This is a genomic window from Streptomyces sp. RLA012 (assembly GCF_056270325.1).
Map to the genome: position 1 here is coordinate 6307453 of NZ_JBWDPA010000002.1, position 21686 is coordinate 6329138.

19 protein-coding genes, 2 pseudogenes and 1 riboswitch are annotated in these 21686 nt (G+C 70.0%); of the genes and pseudogenes, 12 read left to right on the forward strand and 9 right to left on the reverse strand.

The genetic code is table 11. The annotated features are described in order from the left end of the window. Positions 1–87 precede the first annotated feature (87 nt). The gene (locus RV986_RS29030; protein WP_475920204.1) at positions 88–1032 is read right to left on the reverse strand and encodes a glucosyl-3-phosphoglycerate synthase; all 945 of its coding nucleotides are present in this window, start codon (positions 1030–1032) and stop codon (positions 88–90) included. Positions 1033–1197: 165 nt separating this feature from the next. Beyond that, positions 1198–1345: riboswitch (SAM riboswitch) on the forward strand. Positions 1346–1362: 17 nt separating this feature from the next. On the opposite strand from RV986_RS29030, the gene thrC reads away from it, so the two are divergent. From thrC to RV986_RS29060, 6 genes are all read left to right on the forward strand, one after another. Continuing rightward, the gene (gene thrC, locus RV986_RS29035) at positions 1363–2676 is read left to right on the forward strand and encodes a threonine synthase (protein ID WP_475920205.1); all 1314 of its coding nucleotides are present in this window, start codon (positions 1363–1365) and stop codon (positions 2674–2676) included. A 67-nt stretch (positions 2677–2743) separates the two neighbouring features. Then, complete coding sequence (locus RV986_RS29040) at positions 2744–3019, forward strand: MoaD/ThiS family protein (RefSeq protein WP_475920206.1); 276 nt, start codon at positions 2744–2746, stop codon at positions 3017–3019. A gap of 461 nt (positions 3020–3480) precedes the next feature. Continuing rightward, on the forward strand, positions 3481–3687 hold the full coding sequence (locus RV986_RS29045; RefSeq protein WP_007493268.1) for a cold-shock protein: 207 nt from the start codon (positions 3481–3483) through the stop codon (positions 3685–3687). A 310-nt stretch (positions 3688–3997) separates the two neighbouring features. After that, positions 3998–5623 carry a chaperonin GroEL gene (groL, locus tag RV986_RS29050; protein WP_475920207.1) on the forward strand — a complete coding sequence of 542 codons (1626 nt, stop codon included), beginning with the start codon at positions 3998–4000 and terminating at the stop codon, positions 5621–5623. A gap of 262 nt (positions 5624–5885) precedes the next feature. Continuing rightward, the gene (locus tag RV986_RS29055) at positions 5886–7010 is read left to right on the forward strand and encodes an NADH:flavin oxidoreductase (protein WP_475920208.1); all 1125 of its coding nucleotides are present in this window, start codon (positions 5886–5888) and stop codon (positions 7008–7010) included. A gap of 141 nt (positions 7011–7151) precedes the next feature. Continuing rightward, a complete protein-coding gene (locus RV986_RS29060; protein ID WP_475920209.1) occupies positions 7152–8825 on the forward strand; it encodes a carboxylesterase/lipase family protein in 1674 nt (557 codons plus the stop codon). 24 nt (positions 8826–8849) lie between these two features. On the opposite strand, the gene RV986_RS29065 is transcribed toward RV986_RS29060, so the two are convergent. The 4 genes from RV986_RS29065 to RV986_RS29080 all read right to left on the reverse strand — a co-directional run bounded on the left by RV986_RS29065 (position 8850) and on the right by RV986_RS29080 (position 11726). After that, on the reverse strand, positions 8850–9524 hold the full coding sequence (locus tag RV986_RS29065; RefSeq protein ID WP_475920210.1) for a Uma2 family endonuclease: 675 nt from the start codon (positions 9522–9524) through the stop codon (positions 8850–8852). Positions 9525–9586: 62 nt separating this feature from the next. Beyond that, positions 9587–10411 (reverse strand): hypothetical protein, encoded by an 825-nt coding sequence (locus tag RV986_RS29070; RefSeq protein ID WP_475920211.1) that lies wholly within the window; start codon positions 10409–10411, stop codon positions 9587–9589. Between the two features lie 285 nt (positions 10412–10696). Next, entirely contained in the window at positions 10697–10903 is a 207-nt protein-coding gene (locus tag RV986_RS29075) for a DUF397 domain-containing protein (protein WP_475920212.1), read from the reverse strand. Beyond that, positions 10887–11726 carry a helix-turn-helix domain-containing protein gene (locus RV986_RS29080; RefSeq protein ID WP_475920213.1) on the reverse strand — a complete coding sequence of 280 codons (840 nt, stop codon included), beginning with the start codon at positions 11724–11726 and terminating at the stop codon, positions 10887–10889. Before RV986_RS29080 ends, RV986_RS29075 begins: the two co-directional genes overlap by 17 nt. A 118-nt stretch (positions 11727–11844) precedes the next feature. On the opposite strand from RV986_RS29080, the gene RV986_RS29085 reads away from it, so the two are divergent. The 4 genes and pseudogenes from RV986_RS29085 to RV986_RS29100 all read left to right on the forward strand — a co-directional run bounded on the left by RV986_RS29085 (position 11845) and on the right by RV986_RS29100 (position 16534). After that, the gene (locus RV986_RS29085; RefSeq protein ID WP_475920214.1) at positions 11845–12114 is read left to right on the forward strand and encodes a hypothetical protein; all 270 of its coding nucleotides are present in this window, start codon (positions 11845–11847) and stop codon (positions 12112–12114) included. A 180-nt stretch (positions 12115–12294) separates the two neighbouring features. Beyond that, on the forward strand, positions 12295–13800 hold the full coding sequence (locus tag RV986_RS29090; protein ID WP_475920215.1) for a subtype B tannase: 1506 nt from the start codon (positions 12295–12297) through the stop codon (positions 13798–13800). A 120-nt stretch (positions 13801–13920) separates the two neighbouring features. Beyond that, positions 13921–15076 (forward strand): annotated as a pseudogene (locus tag RV986_RS29095) (CapA family protein). 99 nt (positions 15077–15175) lie between these two features. After that, a complete protein-coding gene (locus tag RV986_RS29100) occupies positions 15176–16534 on the forward strand; it encodes a phosphoribosyltransferase family protein (protein WP_475920216.1) in 1359 nt (452 codons plus the stop codon). 161 nt (positions 16535–16695) lie between these two features. On the opposite strand, the gene RV986_RS29105 is transcribed toward RV986_RS29100, so the two are convergent. From RV986_RS29105 to RV986_RS29120, 4 genes are all read right to left on the reverse strand, one after another. Next, positions 16696–17283, reverse strand: a complete 588-nt coding sequence (locus RV986_RS29105) for a hypothetical protein (RefSeq protein ID WP_475920217.1) — start codon at positions 17281–17283, stop codon at positions 16696–16698. After that, the gene (locus RV986_RS29110) at positions 17280–18857 is read right to left on the reverse strand and encodes a PTS transporter subunit EIIC (protein ID WP_475920218.1); all 1578 of its coding nucleotides are present in this window, start codon (positions 18855–18857) and stop codon (positions 17280–17282) included. The genes RV986_RS29105 and RV986_RS29110 overlap by 4 nt, the downstream gene beginning before the upstream one ends. Before the next feature lie 16 nt (positions 18858–18873). Next, positions 18874–19824: an N-acetylmuramic acid 6-phosphate etherase gene (murQ, locus tag RV986_RS29115; RefSeq protein ID WP_475920219.1), complete on the reverse strand. Its 951-nt coding sequence runs from the start codon at positions 19822–19824 to the stop codon at positions 18874–18876. 155 nt (positions 19825–19979) lie between these two features. Further along, on the reverse strand, positions 19980–20903 hold the full coding sequence (locus RV986_RS29120) for a MurR/RpiR family transcriptional regulator (protein ID WP_475920220.1): 924 nt from the start codon (positions 20901–20903) through the stop codon (positions 19980–19982). Between the two features lie 55 nt (positions 20904–20958). Between RV986_RS29120 and RV986_RS29125 the strand changes: the two genes are divergently transcribed. After that, on the forward strand, positions 20959–21354 hold the full coding sequence (locus RV986_RS29125) for a hypothetical protein (RefSeq protein ID WP_475920221.1): 396 nt from the start codon (positions 20959–20961) through the stop codon (positions 21352–21354). A gap of 52 nt (positions 21355–21406) precedes the next feature. Then, positions 21407–21655, forward strand: a pseudogene (locus RV986_RS29130) (DUF4031 domain-containing protein); the annotation flags it as partial. Positions 21656–21686 lie beyond the last annotated feature (31 nt).

Consider the following 21686-nt stretch of genomic DNA (forward strand, 5'->3'; position numbering starts at 1 on the left):
TGCCGTCCGCGGGTCGGTGGGGGTCGCTCGCGCCCACGCGGCGGAGCCGCATATGTGTCACAGCCCCGCGCCCCTTGCGGGGGTGCCTTACGCGGCCCTTCGCTTCTGGTACTCGGCGATTTCGGCCATCGGGGGACGTTCCTCCGTGTCGACCGAGTAGGTACGCGGCTCGAAACCGTCCCCGCTCCGTTCGAACTGGGTGAGCGCCGGACGGATGAGGTGGCCGCGGGCCAGCCGGAGCTGGGCGGTGCGGTAGATCGCGGCGGACATCCGGCCCAACGCCTGCCCGTCCTGGTGGCGGTGCTTGCGTACGCCCACGTCGACCTGGGCGAGCGCGTCCAGGCCCACCAGGTGCAGGGCGTCGACCAGCATGCCCAGCTCGATGCCGTAGCCGACGGGGAAGGGGAGCTGTTCGAGCAGGGAACGGCGGGCCGCGTACTCCCCGCCGAGCGGCTGCACGAAACCGGCCAGCTGCGGCCAGTGCATGTTGAGCAGCGGGCGGGCCATGAGTTCGGTGACCCGGCCGCCCTGACCGGCGGCACCGCCCAGCGGACGGTCGTACATTCCCTTGACGAGGTCCACGCCCGGCTCGGTGAGCAGCGGCCCCACGATCCCGGAGACGAAGTCCGACGAGAACTCCTTCAGGTCCGCGTCGATGAAACAGACGATGTCCCCGCTCGTCACCAGGAGCGAGCGCCACAGCACCTCGCCCTTGCCGGGCAGGGTCGGGATGCGCGGCAGGATCTCGTCCCGGTGCACCACGCGCGCGCCCGCCGCGGCGGCCACCTGCGAGGTGCGGTCGGTCGAGCCGGAGTCGACGACGACGATCTCGTCGACGAGGGGCACCTGCTGCATCAGGTCGTGGCGGATGACGGCGACGATCTCGCCGACCGTCTCCTCCTCGTTCAGCGCGGGCAGCACGACACTCACCGAGGAGCCCGTGACCCGTTTGGCGGCCATGAGTTTGTGGAGCGGGCGATCGGTCACGGACCAGGAGCGATTGCTCAGCCAGCGCTCGACTTCCTTCAGCACGGTCTGCGGCTCCTCACTGTCTGATCACCCGGTGTCACGGTGTGATCCATCTCGCGGTTCGGACGACTATCTCAACTGTCCTGGCCTTCGGTTACAGTCTTGAACAACGCGGATGACCATCGCATTGCGTAGATCGTTCCGCGCCGAAGACCAACAACCGAATACCGCTCATCCAGAGGGGCAGAGGGATACGGCCCGATGAAGCCCCGGCAACCCTCCGGTCGGTTCTTGTCACGTCGATGTGGCGAGGCTCCCGGCTCGGGAAGGTGCCAAATCCGTCTTACGGCGAAGTGCGTCGTGAGAAAGATGAGGAGAAAGGGCCTCGCCTCCATGGCTGCGCAGACTGTTGCAAGCACCACGAACTCCGTCCCGGACGACACCACCAGCGTAGACGGCGTCGATCTCGGACCCGCCGTCGCGCTTTCCTGCCGCGAGTGCGGCCACCGTGTGCCGCTCGGCCCGGTGTTCGCCTGCGAGGAGTGTTTCGGCCCGCTGGAGATCGCGTACGACTTCTCGGCCTACGAAACCGAAGAGCTCCGCAAGCGCATCGAAGCGGGCCCCGCGAACATCTGGCGGTACGCGGCGCTGCTCCCCGTCCCGGCCGACGTCGCCGACAAGCCGAACATCAACCCCGGCTGGACCAAGCTCGTCAAGGCCGACAACCTCGCCCGCGAACTGGGCGTCGAGGCCGGAAAGCTCTTCGTCAAGGACGACTCCGGCAACCCGACGCACTCCTTCAAGGACCGCGTCGTCGCCCAGGCCATCGAGGCCGCCCGCGCCTTCGACTTCACCACCCTCTCCTGCTCCTCCACCGGCAACCTCGCCGGCGCGGTCGGTGCCGCCGCCGCCCGGGCCGGCTTCCGCTCCTGCGTGTTCATCCCGCACGACCTGGAGCAGGGCAAGATCGTCATGGCCGCGATCTACGGCGGCGAGCTCGTCGGCATCGAGGGCAACTACGACGACGTGAACCGCTTCTGCTCCGAGCTGATCGGCGACCCGGCCGGCGAGGGCTGGGGCTTCGTCAACGTCAACCTGCGGCCGTACTACGCGGAGGGGTCCAAGACCCTCGCGTACGAGATCTGCGAGCAGCTCGGCTGGCGGCTCCCCGACCAGCTGGTCATCCCCATCGCCTCCGGCTCCCAGCTCACGAAGATCGACAAGGGCCTGCAGGAACTGATCAAGCTCGGGCTGGTCGAGGACAGGCCGTACAAGATCTTCGGTGCGCAGGCCGAGGGCTGCTCGCCGGTGTCCGTCGCCTACAAGGCCGGCCACGACGTCGTACGGCCCCAGAAGCCGAACACCATCGCCAAGTCGCTCGCCATCGGCAACCCCGCCGACGGACCGTATGTGCTGGACATCGCGCGGCGGACCGGCGGTGCCGTGGAGGACGTCAACGACGAGCAGGTCGTCGACGCGATCAAGTTGCTCGCGCGGACCGAGGGCATCTTCGCCGAGACCGCGGGCGGGGTGACGCTGGGGGTCACCAAGAAGCTGATCGACAACGGGCTGCTGGACCCGACACTGACCACCGTCGTCCTGAACACGGGTGACGGCCTCAAGACGCTGGACGCGGTGGCCGGTACGGGGCTGACGGCGACCATTCGTCCCAGCCTGGACTCCTTCCGAGAGGCCGGCCTCGCGTAAGGCCCGGCTCGGAAGACCAACAGCCCCGCGCCCCTCTGGGGTGCTACCCGACCGGAGGTCACAAGGAATGAGCGTCAACGTCCGCATCCCCACCATCCTGCGCACCTACACCGGTGGCAAGGCCGAGGTGACAGCCGAGGGCGGGACCCTCGGGGAGGTCATCGCGGACCTGGAGAAGAACCACACCGGCATCGCCGCACGCGTGCTGGACGACCAGGGCAAGCTGCGCCGGTTCGTCAACGTGTACGTGAACGACGACGACGTCCGCTTCGAGCAGGGTCTGGAGACGACGACGCCGGACGGCGCGGGCGTCTCGATCATCCCGGCCGTCGCCGGTGGCTGACCGTCAGGCGCGCCGTTACCCAGGGTGAGATCATTACCCTTGGTAATGCCAATCACTGTGAGTTCATCGAATTGCCCCCTCCGTGAGAGAAACGGAGGGGGCAATTCTGCATGGTTGAGCACGGTACAGTTGGGGAACCCGCTCCACTTCGCGTACCGGGCGCATATGAGTTCGCGCCCGAAGTCCGACAAGAAGTAGCCAAAGTACCCCGCATCTTTGAGCCTTATACGGCTTTTATGGGGCCCGACTTGCCCTAAATCTTTGCAAATTCTCCCTATATTTCCGATCAGTCGTGCCCTGAATTCTCGTCCGATTGACCTGTTGCAGACGGCAGTTGGACAGATACATTCAGCCGCGGTCGACGCGTTCCGGCGCACACCCCCAACCGTTGGGGGGTGGAGGTCTGACCCGGGTCCGCGAAGTGCGGTCCTGTGCAAGGGCCAGTAATAGGGGAGTTAGGCATGGCTCAGGGCACCGTCAAGTGGTTCAACGCGGAGAAGGGGTACGGCTTCATCGCGGTCGACGGTGGTGCGGATGTTTTCGTCCACTACAGCGCGATTCAGATGGACGGCTACCGCACCCTGGAAGAGGGTCAGCGGGTCGATTTCGAGATCTCGCAAGGCCAGAAAGGGCCGCAGGCGGACATGGTCCGGCTCGCGACCGGCTGAAGCACGCGCCGACTGACTGTTCGACGTGACGAAGGGCTCGTATCCCCCTGGGGGTACGAGCCCTTCGGTCTGTTGTTCGGCTGTCGGCGCGGGGCGCTCACCTGCGGATCAAGGGGAGGCGCTTGCACTCGGCAGGGGCGAGTGCTAATCATTGGCGTTAGCACTCTGAAGGTGAGAGTGATAACGAAGGACCGGGTCGGTGAGGCCCGCAGGCCAGGTGGTGCAAGGAACCACTGGGCAGGCAGGCCGTCCGTCGCGGGCGCCAGCGCGGTCCGGAGCAATCCACCCCAGTCCGGGAGGACCACTTCACATGGCCAAGATCATCGCGTTCGACGAGGAGGCACGGCGCGGTCTCGAGCGCGGGATGAACCAGCTCGCCGACGCCGTCAAGGTCACCCTTGGCCCCAAGGGCCGCAACGTCGTCCTCGAGAAGAAGTGGGGCGCCCCCACGATCACCAACGATGGTGTTTCCATCGCCAAGGAGATCGAGCTCGAGGACCCGTACGAGAAGATCGGCGCCGAGCTGGTCAAGGAAGTCGCCAAGAAGACGGACGACGTCGCCGGTGACGGTACGACCACCGCGACCGTTCTGGCGCAGGCGCTGGTCCGCGAGGGCCTTCGCAACGTAGCCGCCGGCGCCAACCCGATGGCCCTCAAGCGCGGTATCGAGAAGGCCGTCGAGGCCGTCTCCGGTGCCCTCCTTGAGCAGGCCAAGGATGTCGAGACCAAGGAGCAGATCGCTTCCACGGCCTCCATCTCCGCCGCCGACACCCAGATCGGCGAGCTCATCGCCGAGGCGATGGACAAGGTCGGCAAGGAAGGCGTCATCACCGTCGAGGAGTCCCAGACCTTCGGTCTGGAGCTGGAACTCACCGAGGGTATGCGCTTCGACAAGGGCTACATCTCGGCGTACTTCGCCACCGACATGGAGCGTATGGAGGCCGTCCTCGACGACCCGTACATCCTGATCGCCAACTCGAAGATCGCCAACGTCAAGGACCTGCTCCCGCTCCTGGAGAAGGTCATGCAGTCGGGCAAGCCGCTGCTGATCATCGCCGAGGACGTCGAGGGCGAGGCTCTGTCGACGCTGGTCGTCAACAAGATCCGTGGCACCTTCAAGTCCGTCGCCGTCAAGGCTCCGGGCTTCGGTGACCGCCGCAAGGCCATGCTCGGCGACATCGCCATCCTCACGGGCGGCGAGGTCATCTCCGAGGAGGTCGGCCTCAAGCTGGAGAACGCGGGTCTGGACCTGCTGGGCCGTGCCCGCAAGGTCGTCATCACCAAGGACGAGACCACGATCGTCGACGGCTCCGGCTCCGCCGACCAGGTCGCCGGCCGGGTCAACCAGATCCGCGCCGAGATCGAGAACTCGGACTCGGACTACGACCGCGAGAAGCTCCAGGAGCGCCTGGCGAAGCTGGCCGGCGGCGTGGCCGTCATCAAGGCCGGTGCCGCCACCGAGGTCGAGCTCAAGGAGCGCAAGCACCGCATCGAGGACGCCGTTCGCAACGCGAAGGCGGCCGTCGAGGAGGGCATCGTCGCCGGTGGTGGCGTGGCCCTCATCCAGGCCTCCTCGGTCTTCGAGAAGCTGGAGCTGACGGGTGACGAGGCGACCGGCGCCAACGCCGTGCGGCTCGCCCTGGAGGCCCCGCTCAAGCAGATCGCCGTCAACGGTGGTCTCGAGGGTGGCGTCATCGTCGAGAAGGTGCGCAACCTGCCCGTCGGCCACGGTCTGAACGCCGCGACCGGCGAGTACGTCGACATGATCGCCGAAGGCATCATCGACCCGGCGAAGGTCACGCGCTCTGCCCTGCAGAACGCCGCCTCCATCGCCGCGCTGTTCCTCACCACCGAGGCCGTCATCGCCGACAAGCCGGAGAAGGCCGCCGCGGGCGGCGCTCCGGGCGGCATGCCGGGCGGTGACATGGACTTCTGATCGACCTCTGGTTGATCACTGTCCTTCACGTTCCGAGGGCGGTACCCCCACTCCCAGGGGGTGCCGCCCTCGGGCGTGTCCAGGGTCACACGGGGGAGGCGGAGAGCGGCGGAATGCCTCGGCGGGCGGGTCGGTTGAGGCGGGGAGTGCGATACATGCACATGCACATATGTTCGAGAGTGCAGTAACCGCAGGTGCACCTGCGCGCGCTTCCTGTTTGACCGCCTGTTCGATATCTCCGACCTCTTCGAGGAGCCCCCACGTGCCGCTCGACGCCTCCGCCTCCCGCGCCGCCGAGATCCTGTCCCGCCCCGTCTCGCTGAACGGCCTGACCGTCCCGAACCGGATAGCGATGGCACCGATGACCCGGCAGTTCTCCCCGGGCGGCGTTCCCGGCGAGGACGTGGCCGGGTACTACGCCCGCCGCGCCGCCGCGGGCGTGGGCCTCATCGTCACCGAGGGCACCTACGTCGGCCATGACTCGGCCGGACAGAGCGACCGCATCCCGCGCTTCCACGGCGCGGAGCAGCTCGCGGGCTGGACGAAGGTCGCCGACGCGGTGCACGCGGCGGGCGGCGCGATCGTTCCGCAGCTGTGGCACATCGGCATGGTGCGTGAGGCGGGCGACCCGCCGTACACCGAGGCCCCCGCGGTCGGCCCGTCCGGCATCCGTCTCAACGGCACCGAGGGCACCGGCAAGGCCATGACCCTGGCCGACCTCGACGAGGTCGTCGCGGCCTTCGCCGAGGCCGCCGCCACCGCCGAACGCATCGGCTTCGACGGCGTCGAACTGCACGGCGCGCACGGCTATCTGATCGACCAGTTCCTGTGGGCGGGCACCAACCGCCGTACGGACGCCTACGGCGGTGACCCGGTCGCCCGTACGAAGTTCGCGACGGAGATCGTCGCGGCGGTCCGTGACTCGGTCTCGGCCGACTTCCCCGTCCTCTTCCGCTACTCCCAGTGGAAGTCGGACAACTATGACGCCCGGCTCGCCGAGACCCCGCAGGAGCTGGAGACCATCCTGACCCGGCTCGCCGCCGCCGGCGTCGACGCCTTCCACGCCTCCACCCGCCGCTACTGGCTCCCGGAGTTCGACGGCTCGGACCTGAACCTGGCGGGCTGGACCAAGAAGATCACCGGCAAGCCCACCATCACCGTCGGCTCGGTCGGCCTGGACGGCGACTTCATCAGGGGCTTCAGCGGCGAGGGCTCCCAGGTGGCGTCCCTCGACAACCTCCTCGACCGTCTGGAGCGCGACGAGTTCGACCTCGTCGCGGTCGGCCGGTCCCTTCTCCAGGACCCGGAGTGGGCGGCGAAGGTGCTGGACGGACGGCTGGAGGAGCTGGCGGCGTTCGACCCGAAGGCGATGAGCACGCTCAGCTGAGCCCCGGGCCGACCCGGCCTGTCCGAAATCGCATCCGGGCGATCACCCTCCCCGTCCCCAGGGGGTGATCGCCCGGCTGTTTCGTAGCACGCTGTTCCCTGGAGGATCCGTTCCGTTCCTCCCTTACCCCAGGGAGCCGTCGTGACGTCAGCAGAAGCGAGCGTGGTGCGTACCGCCGCCGGTGCGGTGCGTGGTCGTCGGGAGGACGGGCTGGTGGTCTTCCGGGGCATTCCGTTCGCCGGACCCCCGGTGGGGGAGGCGCGGTTCGCCGCCCCGCGCCCGGTGTCCGGCTGGGACGGCACCCGGGACGCGTTCGCCTTCGGCCCGCCGCCCCCGCAGGAGTCGGGATTCCAGGGCCGTACCGGCAAACTGGACGCCCCCATGGGCGACGACTGGCTGACCGTCAACGTCTGGACGCCCGAACCGGACCCGGCCGCCCGCCGCCCGGTGATGGTCTGGATCTACGGCGGCGCGTACAAACTCGGCCACTCCGGCAGCCCCGGATACGACGCCCGGCGCATCGCCCGCGACGGCGACCTCGTCGTGGTGACCCTCAACTACCGCCTCGGCATGGAGGGCTTCGCCCGGATCGACGGGGCGCCCGCCAACCGGGGCCTGCTCGACCAGGTCGCGGCGCTGGAATGGGTACAGGAGAACATCGCGGCCTTCGGCGGCGACCCCGGCCGGGTCACCGTCTTCGGGGAGTCCGCGGGCGGCGGGTCCGTCGCCGCGCTGCTGGCCATGCCGAGCGCGGCCGGGCTGTTCGGGCGGGCGATCGCGCAGAGCGTGCCCGGCACCTTCTTCTCCGACGACCTCGCCCGGGACATCGCCGCCGCCATCGCCGCCGAGGCGGGCCTGCGGCCGGACGCCGCCGACCTGTCCTCGGTGGACCCCCGCCGACTGACCGCCGTGGGCGAGGCGTTGGGGCCCAAGATGCGGGAGTTCGAGGACAAGTGGGGCATGGTCGCCCACACGCTGACGGCCTTCGCGCCGGTCGTCGACGGAGAGGTACTGCCGACCGCCCCCTGGCAGGCACTGGCGACCGGCTCGGCACGGGACGTGGAACTGATCGTCGGGCACACCCGGAACGAGCAACGGCTGTTCACCGTGCTCGGCGGACAACTGGGGAAGATCACGGAGGAGGAGGCGACGGAGGCGCTGCGGATCTTTGGCCCGGGGTCGGGGTCGGGGCCGAGGTCGGGTTCGGGCTCGGGGGCGGAGGCTGGGGCGGGAACGGCTTCGGCTTCGGCAACGGCTTCGGCAACGGCTTCGGGAAGGGGCTCGGGAAGGGGTTCAGGTTTCGGGGCGGGTTCCGGTTCGAGTTCCGGTTCGGACGGCGAGCGGGTCTATCGCACGGCCTTCCCCGACGCCTCGCCCGAAGAGTTGTACGAGTGGGTCCAGTCCGACGCGCTGTTCCGGATGCCCTCGCTGCGCCTGGCCGAGGCGCAGATCGCCGGCGGCGGTCGTGCGCACGTCTACGAGCTGGCCTGGTCCGCCCCCGCCTACGGCGGCGCGCTGGGTGCCTGCCACGGCCTCGACGTACCGCTGCTGTTCGGGACCTTCGCCGCCGACCTCGGTGTCCTGCTGTTCGCCGGGGTCGAGCACTCCCCGGAGGGCGAGGCCCTGTCGTCCCGCTTCCGCGGGGCCTGGACGGCGTTCGCCACGACGGGCGACCCGGGCTGGCCCGCGTACGACACCGAGCGGCGGCTGATCCAGGTCTTCGACGCGGAGTCGGTCGTCACCGCGTACCCGCACGAGACCTCGCGTCGCCTCTGGGAGCACCATGACTTCGGGGCGCTGCCGTTGGTGGGGTGAGGGAGCCGCCGGGTTTCCTGGGGGTCAGTCGGCGTAGTCCTTGAGCTTCTCGGTTTCCAGGGTGATGTTCACGGGCGCCGGGAGCTCGACCGCGGCTCCGTACGGGTATGAGGGGCTCTGCTGATACGCCCCGTTCTTCAGGTCGCTGTGTACGACGAGGGTGTCGTTGTCCCGATCGATGAGGAGGTAGATGGGGATGCCTGCCTCCGCGTAACCGCGGACCTTGTCGATGCGGTCGCGCCGGTCGGTGTCGCGGTCGCGGGAGGTGACTTCGACGACCATGAGGACGCCGTCGGGATCGGCCCAGTCGTTGTCCTGGGCGATGAAGTGGTCCAACGGCGCCAATGCGGCGTCCGCAGTGGCGTGACCCTTACGGTAGGCGCCGATCTTGAGGTCCTGCTCGTGGTAAAGGGCCAGTTCGGGGCGCAGTTGCATGAACAGTCGAACGAGCCACACCACGATGGCCCTGTGGCGATTGTCCGGCAACGGCTTGACCTCTAGCTTTCCGTCGATCAGTTCGAGCTTGACGCCCTCAGGGGCCCTTCGGGCGAGTTCCTCGAAGTCTTCGACTTCGATGTGGTCGCCCTTGACGTACAGCCGTCCATCCAGAAATTCGAGCTGAACGTTCTTCGGGGCCTTGCCGGCCAGCTCTTCGAAGTCCTCCGTGGACATCTGCGGGCGCCTGGTGCCAAAGGTCATGGTGGTGTCGCCTCCTTCCCACCATCGTGCCCCGGCTGTGTGCTTCCGGACCGTTGGAGCGGTCATACGCGTGGCCTTTCTCGTCGGTCGACCATCGCCGCGCGGGCCGCGGCGGCGTGGACATGGACCGGGGTGGATGTGAGTGGGGCGGCCGGGCGTGGCGCGGTGTCGCCCCGGCACGGGCCGCAGAGGCCGCCGGGCAGGGCCTCCGGGCGGCCCGGGACCCCGCACTTCGCGCACTCCAGGATGCGGAGGAGCGGGTGTGGTGGTGGCGCCTCTCGTACGGGTTCCGGTGGGAGTTTGGTGGTCAGGCGGTTGCGGACGAGGGCGGCCGGGCTGTGGACGGGGACGGGGAGGCCCGCGGTCAGGGCCCTCAGGACGTGCTCGTCGGTGGCGCCCCTCGCGAACCACTCCGTGAGCAGGGGCGCGAGGTCCGCGCAGTCCCGGGCGGAGAGGGACAGGGCCGGGGTCGTGCGGCCCAGTGCTGCCAGCAGGATGTGGGCGCGGGAGCGGGTGGGGGCGGACGGCCGGTCCGGGGGCTCCTTCGGTACGTCGCCCCGCGTGAACGTCGCCCACCAGCCGTCGTCGCGTGCCGTTCGGGTGAACCACGATCGGGTGACCCAGCGCGAGCCACCCGACTCGATCAGGTGTTCGCGGCCCCGGCGCAAGTGGCCTGCCCGGGTGAGGTTGTTGAGAGCGGTGCGTAGGGCGCACTGCCCGTACGGCAGCTCTTTGGCCAGCGTTTTTACGGAGATGTCGGCGCCGTCGGGGAGCCGGTCGACGTACGCGGCGATCGCCGCCTCGCGGGGCGGGAGGTGCGCGAAGTCGTGGTTGGTGCGGGGGTGTTGGTCCGGGGCGCTGCGTTTTCCGTAGCCCGGGTTGGCCATTGGGTGGGGGACAGCGTGCGCAGGGCGGGGGGCAGCACTAAAGTTGGCTTCAGCCATGGGGCGTTGTCTCGATCGTCTCGTGGTTAAACCCCCGCAGGTGTTCCAGCACCGGGCGGGGGTTGTTCGTTATGCGGGCACGCTAAGCCCTGGTGACTGTGCGTGGCAAGTCGGTCGCGTCAAGTCAACTCGCCAGGGTGGGAGGGCGGGTTGGGCCCGCCGCCCATTCCTTCTTAAGAGCGCTCGGAGTTCGGCATGTGAGCTTCGGGACCGGGTACGCGACGGTCCCTATGGAGCCTTTACGCCTTCGACGAAGGCGGACCAGGCCTCGGCCCGGAACGCGAGCTTCGGGCCGAGGGGGTTCTTGGAGTCGCGGACGGGGATGAGGGTGGGGTGCCCGTCGGCGACTTCCAGGCAGTCACCGCCGCTGCCGCCGCTGTAGCTCGACTTGTGCCAAGTGACTGTGCTCAGCTCGTGGTCAGGGTTGCTCGTCATGTTGGTAATCCTGCGCCAGCGCCTCGATCAGGGCTAGGGACTTCTCCGGGGAGAGCGCGGAAGCCGTGAGGAGTTCGTAGGTGAACCTCTGGTGCGCGACGGTGGCGGGGCCGTCCTCCAGCCGTCCGCTGCCGACGCAGTCGAAGTAGACGAGGGGAGGGGCGTCCTCGAAGTCCATCAGCTTCAGGGCGCCCTCCATGGCCGCGTGCGCGCCCGCGCTGAACGGCAGCACCTGCACGATCGCCCGATTGTGGCGAGCCAGGTCGGCGACGTGGCGCAGGGCCTCTGCCATCACCGCGGGCCCGCCCGTCTCGCGGCGCAGCGCAGCCTCGTCAATCACCGCCCACAACAGGGGCTTTGTTGCACCGTCGAGGATGCGGGCCCGCGCCAGCCGGGCCGCCACCAGCTCGTCGATCACTTCGTCCGGTGCCGTCGGCCGGTACGCGCGGAAGACGGCCCGCGCGTAGTCAGCCGTCTGCAACAGCCCAGGGATGAGCATCGAGTGGTACTGGCGAATCGCTGTCGCGCTCGCCTCCACCTCCACCGCTTCGGCGAAGTGTTCCGGATAACGGGACTTGGCCGCTGCCCCGCAGTTGCGCGTGAAGAAGTCCTCCGTGCCGAGGACCTCGTCGAGCATGCGGGCGTACTCCGGCTGCATCCGGCGCGTACCCGCTTCCAACTGGCCGATGGACGAGCCGCTCACAAACAGTCGCTGACCCAATTCCTCCTGGCTGAAGGCCGCCTTCTCCCGGGCATGGCGCAACTCGGCGCCGAGCAGCGCACGCGGTGACGCGGATGGGTCGAGATCCTTCGGACCTGCCATGGACAACAACTCCCTGTCGCACACGCCGGGTTGTTGGGACGCCGTCCCTGGCCAGGTTAGAGGGGGGTCGGCCACTCTGTGTGGTGAACACGAACACTCAGAGTGGAGGAAGCGGAGCGTGAACGTGGCGTCGACAGAAGAAGTGGTGGCACAGCTCAAGGCGGCCCTGGAAGGCGTCGGCATCGTCCTGCCGTCGCTGCGGGTCGACCCCGTGACCGGTGCGAGCGAGGAACCGTTCGCCCTGGTCGCGCTCGGGCGGTGCAACGTGCGTACCGCGGTGCGGCTGGCGGACGTGTTGCGTGCGTGTGCGCCGGAGGAGGCGCTGCGGGCGCGGGTCAGGGAGGCCAACCGGGAGTCCGAGCGTGCGAGATCGCGCCAAAATTGCTGACAATTTTGTGGGCAATTTATTTGGTTTGCAGGCGGAGGGCGCCGGATCTGCGTGGTTGTGGCTGGTCAGGGCGGTGGCCGGTTCATGGTGCTGTCCCTGGAGACACAAAGGAGGTCTTAAGGAACGGCTGTTGTCCTGGGGGCTCGTTGTTCGAACGAGCCGCGAAGACAGGAGACGGCAGTGAAGCGTAGGACAGTGGTCATGGGGCTCACGGCGGGCGCGGCGGTGCCGGCGGTCGGGTTCGCCTCCAGCGCGCAGGCGGCGAGCCGGACGTCCTCGGTGTCGTCCTCGGCGTCCGCGGACTCCTCCCTGGTCTTCGACCCGGACAGCTACACGGAGTTGACCATCGGCATCACGGACACCACCGGCACCGCCCACGAGGTCGTCTACCACTTCTACAAAGTGGCCTCGTACGTGGCCAACCCGGTGAACGCCACCTATCAGTCCCTCAACGTCAGCGTTCCGGTGAAGATCGACGGGAGCGCCGTGGGCGCGTCCGGCGCTCCCATCCTCCTCGCCAACCAGGTCGGCGGTTACATGCCGTCGTCCGTCGCGAACGCCACCGGAATCGGCGGAGCCATGGGCCCCGCCGGCACGCTCAGCCGCCAGCGGCTGGCGCTCGCCGCCGGGTACGTCGTCGTGGAGCCGGGCGCGCGCGGGCGGTCGCTGGTCGACGCCGGCGGGACGTACTACGGCACCGCGCCCGCCGCCATCGTCGACCTCAAGGCCGCGGTGCGGTATGTGAAGTCCAACAAGGGGCGCATCCCGGGCAACGTGGACCGGATCGTCTCCGCGGGAGTCAGCGCCGGCGGCGCGCTGTCCTCGCTGCTCGGCGCGTCCGGCGACAGCCCGATCTACGACTCCTACCTGGCGGAGCTGGGCGCGGCCGACGCGAGCGACGCCATCTTCGCCACCGGTGCCTGGTGCCCGATCACCGACCTCGAACACGCCGACATGGCGTACGAGTGGAACTGGGGCGCCAACCTGCTCGGCAGCGGCTCGGTCGTCGACCAGACCGTCTCCAAGGCGCTGTCCAGCGCGTACGGCGACTATCTGGCCTCTCTCAGGCTGACGGCGAAGGGCTTCGGGACCCTCACGGCGCGCAACCTCGACGAGTACCTGGTCAGGACCCACCTGGAGCCGTCGGCCACCAAGTACCTCACGGCGCTGTCGGACGCGGACCGCGCGACCTACCTGGCCGCGAACACGTTCATCACCTGGTCCGGCGGCCGGGCGACCTTCTCCTGGGCGGACTTCCTCACCCACGTGGGCGCCCGGAAGAAGAACACCCCGGCGTTCGACGCCTTCGACCTGTCCGCCGGCGAGAACAACGAGTTCGGTGCGGGGACCACCGCCAACCGGCACTTCACCCTCTACAGCCTGCGCCACGAAGAGGGTGCCAGCGCGCGCCTCGACAGCGACATCCCCGCGAAACTCCACCTGATGAACCCGATGTACCACCTCGTGGACAAGGTCAACGGGAGCCGGTCGAAGCACTGGTGGATCCGGCTCGGCACCAAGGACAGCGACACCGCGCTCACCGTCGCCGGCAACCTAGCCGCCCGCCTGAAGAACCTCGGCGACGACGTCGACACCTCGTACTACTGGGACGCCGGGCACGGCGCGGACAACGACCCGGGCGACTTCATCAAGTGGATCGCCACGGTCTCGGGCTACAGGGGCTAGAGCAAGGGCTGGAGCAAAGGCTAGAGCGCCGAGCGCCCACGGGAGCAGGACAGCAGGGGCCCCGGGCGGGCCCCTTGCCGTCCGACAGCAATACCCGCCGGACCGGCCTAGCCTGGAGGCATGGGTGGTGACCTCGTCACGCTGTTCCTGGCCGGCGATGTGATGCTCGGCCGGGGAGTCGACCAGATCCTTCCGCACCCCGGCGATCCGAAGCTGCGGGAGTCGTACATCAAGGATGCCCGCGCCTATGTGGAGCTGGCCGAGGCGGCGAACGGCAGGATTCCCCGACCGGCCGACTTCTCCTGGCCCTGGGGCGACGCGCTGGACGTGCTCACCGCGGCGGCGCCCGACGTCCGGATCCTCAACCTGGAGACCGCCGTCACGCGGAACGACGAGGCCGCGCCCGGCAAAGAGATCCACTACCGGATGCACCCGGCCAACCTGCCCGGCCTGGCCGCCGCCCGTCCGCACGCCTGCGCCCTGGCCAACAACCATGTGCTGGACTACGGCCGCCGCGGGCTGGAGGAGACCCTCGACGCGCTGGCGGACGCGGGTCTTCGCTCGCCAGGAGCGGGGCGGGACGCCGACGAGGCCCGGCGTCCCGCGATCGTCCCCGTCACCGGCGGCCGACGCGTCCTGGTCTTCTCCGTGGGGATGGCCTCCAGCGGCATACCTCGCAGCTGGGCCGCCACGGCACGGCGCGGCGGGGTCGACTTCGTCGCCGAACCGTCGGACGCCGCCGCGGCCGGGATCGCGACCCGGCTGCGTCCGGCCAAGCGGCCGGGCGACATCGTGGTCGTCTCGATCCACTGGGGCTCCAACTGGGGCTACCTCGTCCCGCGTGACCAGGTCCGCTTTCGGCCATGCGCTCGTCGACGGTGGTGCGGACGTCGTGCACGGGCACTCCTCGCACCATCCGCGGCCGTTGGAGTCGTACCGGGGAAAGCTCATCACCCACGGCTGCGGCGATCTGATCAACGACTACGAGGGCATCGGCGGCTACGAGGAGTACCGGGACGATCTCCGGTTGCTGTACTTCGTGGCCGTGGACCCGGACGACGGTCGGTTCCACGACGTGCGCATCGTCCCGATGCGGTCCCGGCGGATGCGGCTGGAGCGCGCGAGGGCCGAGGACTCGCGGTGGGTGCGGGACGTTCTGAGCCGGATCAGCCGGGCGTACGGCTCACGCGTCGAACTCGACCCTGACGGCACCCTCACCGTCCGGTCGGCTCCGGACCGTTCGGACCTGGGAGCCGCGCGTGGCAGCGTTCCATAATGGACTTGTCCGCACGGCGGTAATGGACTCATCCGCCCGGCAGTGCGGACCGGACTTCACTCGGGATTCGAGGACCTCACCTCACCCCGGGAGGCGACCATGTACTTCGCTGATCGAGCCGACGCGGGCCGGCGGCTCGCCACCCGGCTGCACCACCTCAAGGGCCCGGACCTCGTGGTCGTGGGACTTCCCCGCGGCGGCGTCCCGGTCGCCGCGCAGGTCGCCGAGGCCCTCGGCGCTCCGCTCGACGTCTGTCTCGTGCGCAAGCTGGGGGTGCCCTTCCAGCCGGAGCTGGCCATGGGCGCCATCGGTGAGGAAGGCGTCCGCGTCATCAATGAAGAGGTGCTGCGTGCGACGGGGGTGACGGACCGTGCTCTGGCGGCGGTGGAGGAACACGAGCGCGGCGTCCTGGAGCAGCGGGCCCGCCACTACCGGGGCGAGCGGCAGCCGACCCGGTACGAGGGACGGACGGTCCTGGTGGTGGACGACGGGCTCGCGACCGGTTCCACGGCACTGGCGGCCTGCCGGATCGCGCGCGCCCGCGGCGCGTCGCGGATCGTGCTGGCGGTTCCCGTGGCGCCGCACGACTGGTCGGCCCGCCTGGGAGACGCGGCGGACGAAGGCGTCTGTCTGCACACCCCCCGGCTGTTCTACGCGATCGGTCGGTTCTACACGGACTTCGGGCAGACGAGCGACGAGGAGGTCATTGCCTGCCTGGAGCACAGCCGCGCGGCGCACGCCACGTCCGACGCGCCGCCGGCTGCGGGCAGCGCCTCCCCGGAGCACGCTCCCTCGCCCTATGACAGGGCGGTACGGATACCGGCTACGGGCGCCGTGCTCGACGGGCGGCTGACGGTACCCCGCGGCGCCTCCGGGGTCGTCCTCTTCGCCCACGGCAGCGGCAGCGGCAGGAAGAGCCCGCGCAACCGCTTCGTCGCCACCGGGCTGAACCGCGCCGGTCTGGGCACCCTTCTGTTCGATCTGCTCACCGAGGCCGAGGCGGTGAACCGGGACAACGTGTTCGACACGGCGCTGCTCGCCCGCCGCCTGACCCAGGCGACCGCATGGCTGCGTGAGCGGCCCGGCACCCAGGGCATGGAGTTCGGTTACTTCGGTGCCAGCACAGGCGCCGCCGCCGCGCTGTGGGCCGCGGCGGAGCCCGCGGCGGACGTCGCGGCGATCGTCTCCCGCGGGGGCAGGCCGGACCTGGCCGACGCCAGGCTGCCGGAGGTGAAGGCTCCGACGCTGCTCGTCGTCGGGGGCCGTGACCATGTCGTACTGGACCTCAACCGGCAGGCCGCGGCGCGCCTGAGCTGTGAGCATCAGCTGGCCGTCGTCGCCGGTGCCACCCATCTCTTCGAGGAACCCGGCACCCTGGAATCGGCCACCGAGCTGGCCACGGACTGGTTCAGCAGGCATCTCGCCTCCGCCGTTCCGAGCGCGGGAGCCCGCAGGTGACCTGGGCGCGGGAGCCCGCGGGTGACCTGGGCGCGGGAGCCCGCGGGTGACCTGGGCGCGGGAGCCCGCAGGTGACCTGGGCGCGGGAGCCCGCAGGTGACCTGGGCGCTGGTGATCAACGCAATGATCGAATGACCAAATGATCCATGCGCCTGGATCGGTTACAGGTTGCCCATCGGCTCGATGTCCACCTTCACCGGGGTGCCCCAGATGCGCAGCACCTCGTAGTCGGTGAACTCGTGGACCAGGCGGTAGGCCATGCCGGGGCGCGGGGTGCGGCGCTCCGCGGCGAGATAGCGCTCCGCCTCGACGCGGTCGCGGCGCGGGGTGCCGCACAGCTGCCAGGCCTGGCCGGTCCACACCTCCGGGAGCCAGCGCTGCTGGGGCTGGGGGCGGTCGGCCCGCACGCCGTACCGGGACATCGTGCGCTCGGGGGCCTCGTCCGCGCCGTTGGGACGGCCCTGTGGGAAGGCGTCGTTGACCTCGGTGCGGCGGGCGGTGCGCCGCCGTGTCTCGCAGAGCAGGCAGAGATCGGCGGCGCCCTCGTCCACCGGGCCATTGGGATGCTCGGCGCAGCGCGTCGTGGGGACCGCCGTCGTCACCGTCTCCTCCAGCAGGTCCAGGGCCCGCTTCAGATCGGCCTTCACCTCGTGCAGCTTCGCGTCGGGGGTGTCGGCGTTCAGCCCGTCGCCGTGCTCGCCGAGCACGCGCAGGGCGCGGCCGAGGGCGGTCAGCTGTGCGTGGTTCACGGTGGTGGGTTCCCTCCCGGGTCGGTGTCCTGCCCCTCCTTCGAAGAATCGCACACGCCACTGACAGTCCCTCCGCGGCCGATGACGGGGATTCCCCCGAGGCCGAAGAAGTACGTCGCCGCGAACCCCACCACATACCCCGTGAGCAGCCCGCCCGCGTAGACCGCCGCCGTCAGGGCCAGCCCGCCCGTGCCCTTGAGCAGGGGGAACAGCGCCCAGCCCGAGGGGCCGATCGCCGTGGAGCCGATCTTGTCGCCGAGCATCGAGAAGAGGCCGACGAAGGCGCCGCCCGCCGCCCCTCCCGCGCAGGCGGTGACGAAGGGGCGGCCGAGGGGGAGCGAGACGCCGTAGATCAGGGGTTCCCCGACGCCCAGGAGGCCCGCGGGCAGCGCCGACCTGATCGTCGTACGGAGGGACTCGTCGTGGTGGAGGCGGACGTACACCGCGAGTGCCGCGCCGACCTGCCCCGCGCCCGCCATCGCCAGGACGGGGAGCAGGACCGTGTAGCCCTGCTGCTGGATGAGGGTGGTGTGGAGGGGGATCAGGGCCTGGTGCAGGCCCAGCATCACCAGGGGGAGGAACAGGCCGCCCAGGATCAGGCCCGCGAAGACGCCGGTGTGGTCGAGGAGCCAGTTCGCGCCCGCCCCGGTGGCCGTCGACAGCTCGCCCGCCGCGTACATCAGGGCGTAGAGCGTCACCAGGCCGGTGAACAGGACGGTGAGGGTGGGGGTGACGAGGACGTCGAGGGCTTCGGGGACCCAGCGGCGGCACCACTTCTCCACGTACGTTCCCAGCAGCGCGGCGGCCAGTGCGCCGAGCACCCCGCCCTGGCCGGGTGCCAGGGTCACGCCGGAGACCGTCACCTTCGCGACCCCCGCGTACACGATGATCGCCGCCACCGCCCCGCCCAGGATCGGGGTGCCGCCGAACTCCTTCGCCGTGTTGTGGCCGACGAAGACGGCGATCAGGGCCATGAAGCCGGAGGCGATCGCGGCGAGGGCGGGGGTGAGGGAGGGGAGCCACCCCAGATTGATCAGCAGGCCGTTCAGGCCCGCGATGACTCCGCAGCCGATCAGGGCGGGGATCAGGGGGACGAAGATGTTCGCGATCCGGCGGAGGAGGAGTTTGAGGGGGGTCGCGTTGCGCTGTCGCCTGGCCGCCTTCCACTCGGCGCCGCGTGCGGCCAGTGCGTCGGCCGTGCTGGTGGCCGGCGCACCGGCGGTGCCGAGGACGAGTGCATCGGCGGTGCCGAGGACGAGTGCATCGGCGGTGCCGAGGACGAGTGCATCGGCGGTCCCGCTGACGAGTGCACCGGCGGTGCCGGTGACGAGTGCCTCGAACTCCGGGGTCACCCGCGCGACCGTGCCCGGCCCCAGCACGATCTGGTAGCTGTCGTCGTCCGCGACCACGCCGAGTACGGCGGGCAGGGACCGCAGAGCGTCCTCGCGTACGAGCGTCCGGTCCCGTAGGACCAGGCGGAGGCGGGTCATGCAGTGGGCGACGGAGATGACGTTCTCGGCGCCGCCGACGAGGGGGAGGATCGCGGCGGCGGTTGAGTCGTTCGTTGTGCGCACCCCCTGAGAGTGCTGGTCAGCGGGGCGCTGCCGCGAGCGCCGCGCGCAGCCGGCCGTCGCTCTCCTCCAGAAGGCGGGCGGCCGTGGGCCCGTCCACCCCGCCGAGGATGGTGAGGATGGCGTTCTTGACCTCGCCGTCGGTCGCGGAGAGGGCCTGTTCGATCTCCTCGTCCGAGGCGCCGGTCGCGAGGGCGACGATACGGCGGGAACGGGCCCGTAGCTTCTCGTTCGAGGCACGCACGTCGACCATCAGGTTCCCGTACGTCTTGCCGAGGCGGATCATCGTGATCGTCGAGAGCATGTTCAGGACGAGTTTCTGCGCCGTGCCCGCCTTGAGGCGGGTGGAGCCCGTCAGCAGCTCCGGGCCGACGACGATCTCGATGCCGTGCTCGGCCGCCGCGGCCAGCGGGCTGTGCGCGTTGCAGGACAGGCCGACGGTCAGGGCGCCGTGCGCGTGGGCGTGTTCCACCGCGCCGACGGCGTACGGGGTACGGCCGGAGGCGGAGACGCCGACCACCGTGTCGTCGGGGGTCAGGGCGAGCGCCTCCAGGTCGGCCGCCGCCAGCTCCCTGGAGTCCTCGGCGCCCTCGACCGAGGTGACCATGGCGCTCGGGCCGCCCGCGATCAGGCCGACGACCTCGGACGGGTCGGTGTTGAAGGTGGGCGGGCACTCGGAGGCGTCCAGGATCCCGAGCCGGCCCGCGGTGCCCGCGCCCGCGTAGATCAGCCGGCCGCCGCGGGACATGCGCTCGGCGATGGCGTCGATCGCGGCGGCGATGCGGGGCAGCTGGGTCGCGACGGCCGTCGGCACGGTCGCGTCCTCGGCGTTCATGAGCTTCGCGATCTCCAGCGTGGGCAGCCGGTCGATCTCGGACAGCTCGGGACGGAAGGCCTCGGTGGTCAATGTCTCCAACTCGGCCCGCAGGGAGTGGTAGTTGGAGGAGGCGTCGGCGGTGGAAAAGGTCATGACGAACGGCTCTTTCCGGTGCTGGGTGGTGAAGGCGCGCCCCTCAGGGGCGCGGGGCTGCGAACATATGCGGCTCCGCCGCGTGGGCGCGACCAGCCACATTCGGCCCGCAGCGTGACGACGGCATCCAGTTTTCCCGGGCTCCCAGCGGAGCGTTACCGCATACGGCCGCGGGGGCTGTGGCGGTGCGCCAGCGCCTCGTACGACGCGGACAGCGCGGGCGCCGCCGTCTCGTACGTCCGCTGGGCGACCCCCACGAACAGACAGTCCACCACCAGCAACTGGCTCGTACGTGACGACATCGCCGCGGGCCGCAACTCGCTCTCGCGGGCCGTGGACGTGGTGAGGATGTGGTCGGCGTACTGCGTGACGGGTCCGTTCGGGCGGCCGGTGATCGCGACCGTGGTCGCCCCGCACTCGAAGGCGACGCGGAGCGGCTCGATGACGTCGCCCGTCGAGCCGGAGTGGGTGATCGCTATCGCCACGTCCTTGGCGCGCAGTTGCACCGCGTTGGTGACGGCGAGGTGCGGGTCGCCGTGCGCGTGGGCTATGAGCCCGATGCGCAGCAGCTTCTGTGTCAGGTCCTGGGCGACGAGACCGGACGCGCCGACTCCGTAGACATCGATCCGGCGGGCGGCGGCGAGCGCGGTGACGGCCGCGCCGAGTTGGACGGTGTCGAGCCCGGCCGCGGTGTCGGCGAGGGTCTGCTGCTCGTCGTAGGCGAGTTTGGCGACGACGTCCGCGATGGGGTCGTCGACCGCGATGTCCGCCGTCACGGCGGGGGCGCGGCCCGACTGCTGCTGGGCGGCGAGACCCGCGAGCGCGAGGCGCAGATCGCGGTAGCCGGGGTAGCCCAGCAGACGGGCGGTGCGCACGACCGTCGCCTCGCTGGTGCCGGTGAGCTCGGCGAGGCCGGTGACCGTGAGGGCCGCGCAGCCGGCCGGGTCGCCGGCGACCGCCTCGGCGACCCGCTGCATGGAACGGGTCATCGACGGGGCCAGCGTCCGGACCTTCGCCGCGAGGGCGGCAGGAGCGGGCGGAGCCTCACCGGCGAAAATTTCCTTCACCTCTTGGGTCACCTTTGAAAGATATTTTCTGCTGGGGTATGCGGTCAAGAGTGCGCACAATGGGTGCATGGCCCCCCACAGCGACCCCATCAGTCCCCTGGAGCAGGCGCTGCACGCGGCCCGCGCCCTGGTGCTTGCCGATCTCGTCGCGCGCGAGGTCGCCGAGGCGGACGTCGTCTCGCTCGTCGAGGACTCGGTGGTGCAGCGCCGCTGGTGGGTCGAACAGTGGCCGGAAGGTGCCGGTTATGTCGCCGGGCTCGTCGCCCAGGACGTACAGGACGCGCTGCTGGAGCGCTACGGACGGTGGCCGCTGTGCCCCGTCTGCGGCTCGGGCGACCCGCACGCCCTCGACGTCGAGCCCGAGTTGGGGCCCGACCCGCACTGGGTGTGCCACAAGGCGGGCGTGAAGGTCGCGTCGGTGGGGGCCCTGGGGACGGCGACCGGCGGGGCCGCGTCCTCGTGACCGTCTACATCGACCCTCCCCCAAGTTCTCGGCTTCGCTCGGACAGGGGGGACCCCCATCCTGGCCGGGCCACGGTCGGCTCTGGTCCCACCTGGTCAGCGACGTCTCGTACGACGAACTGCACGTGTTCGCGGCGGACTTGGACGTACCCCCGCGCGCCTTCGAACGTGATCACTACGACATCCCCTCCCATCGGTACGAGGACGCCGTGCGCGCGGGGGCGGTGGAGGTCAGCAGCCGCGAGGTGGTGCGGCTGCTGTACGGGGCGGGGTTGCGCCGGCGCAAGTATGTCGGCCGATGAACCGATGAGCCGATGAGCCGATGAACAGGGT

Excerpts from the sequence above, each read along its gene's own strand:
- thrC (WP_475920205.1), top strand. The coding sequence starts at position 1,363 with ATGGCTGCGCAGACTGTTGCAAGCACCACGAACTCCGTCCCGGACGAC.
- RV986_RS29040 (WP_475920206.1), top strand. The coding sequence starts at position 2,744 with ATGAGCGTCAACGTCCGCATCCCCACCATCCTGCGCACCTACACCGGT.
- RV986_RS29045 (WP_007493268.1), top strand. The coding sequence starts at position 3,481 with ATGGCTCAGGGCACCGTCAAGTGGTTCAACGCGGAGAAGGGGTACGGC.
- groL (WP_475920207.1), top strand. The coding sequence starts at position 3,998 with ATGGCCAAGATCATCGCGTTCGACGAGGAGGCACGGCGCGGTCTCGAG.
- RV986_RS29065 (WP_475920210.1), bottom strand. The coding sequence starts at position 9,524 with ATGACCTTTGGCACCAGGCGCCCGCAGATGTCCACGGAGGACTTCGAA.
- RV986_RS29070 (WP_475920211.1), bottom strand. The coding sequence starts at position 10,411 with ATGGCCAACCCGGGCTACGGAAAACGCAGCGCCCCGGACCAACACCCC.
- RV986_RS29075 (WP_475920212.1), bottom strand. The coding sequence starts at position 10,903 with ATGACGAGCAACCCTGACCACGAGCTGAGCACAGTCACTTGGCACAAG.
- RV986_RS29080 (WP_475920213.1), bottom strand. The coding sequence starts at position 11,726 with ATGGCAGGTCCGAAGGATCTCGACCCATCCGCGTCACCGCGTGCGCTG.
- RV986_RS29100 (WP_475920216.1), top strand. The coding sequence starts at position 15,176 with ATGTACTTCGCTGATCGAGCCGACGCGGGCCGGCGGCTCGCCACCCGG.
- murQ (WP_475920219.1), bottom strand. The coding sequence starts at position 19,824 with ATGACCTTTTCCACCGCCGACGCCTCCTCCAACTACCACTCCCTGCGG.
- RV986_RS29125 (WP_475920221.1), top strand. The coding sequence starts at position 20,959 with ATGGCCCCCCACAGCGACCCCATCAGTCCCCTGGAGCAGGCGCTGCAC.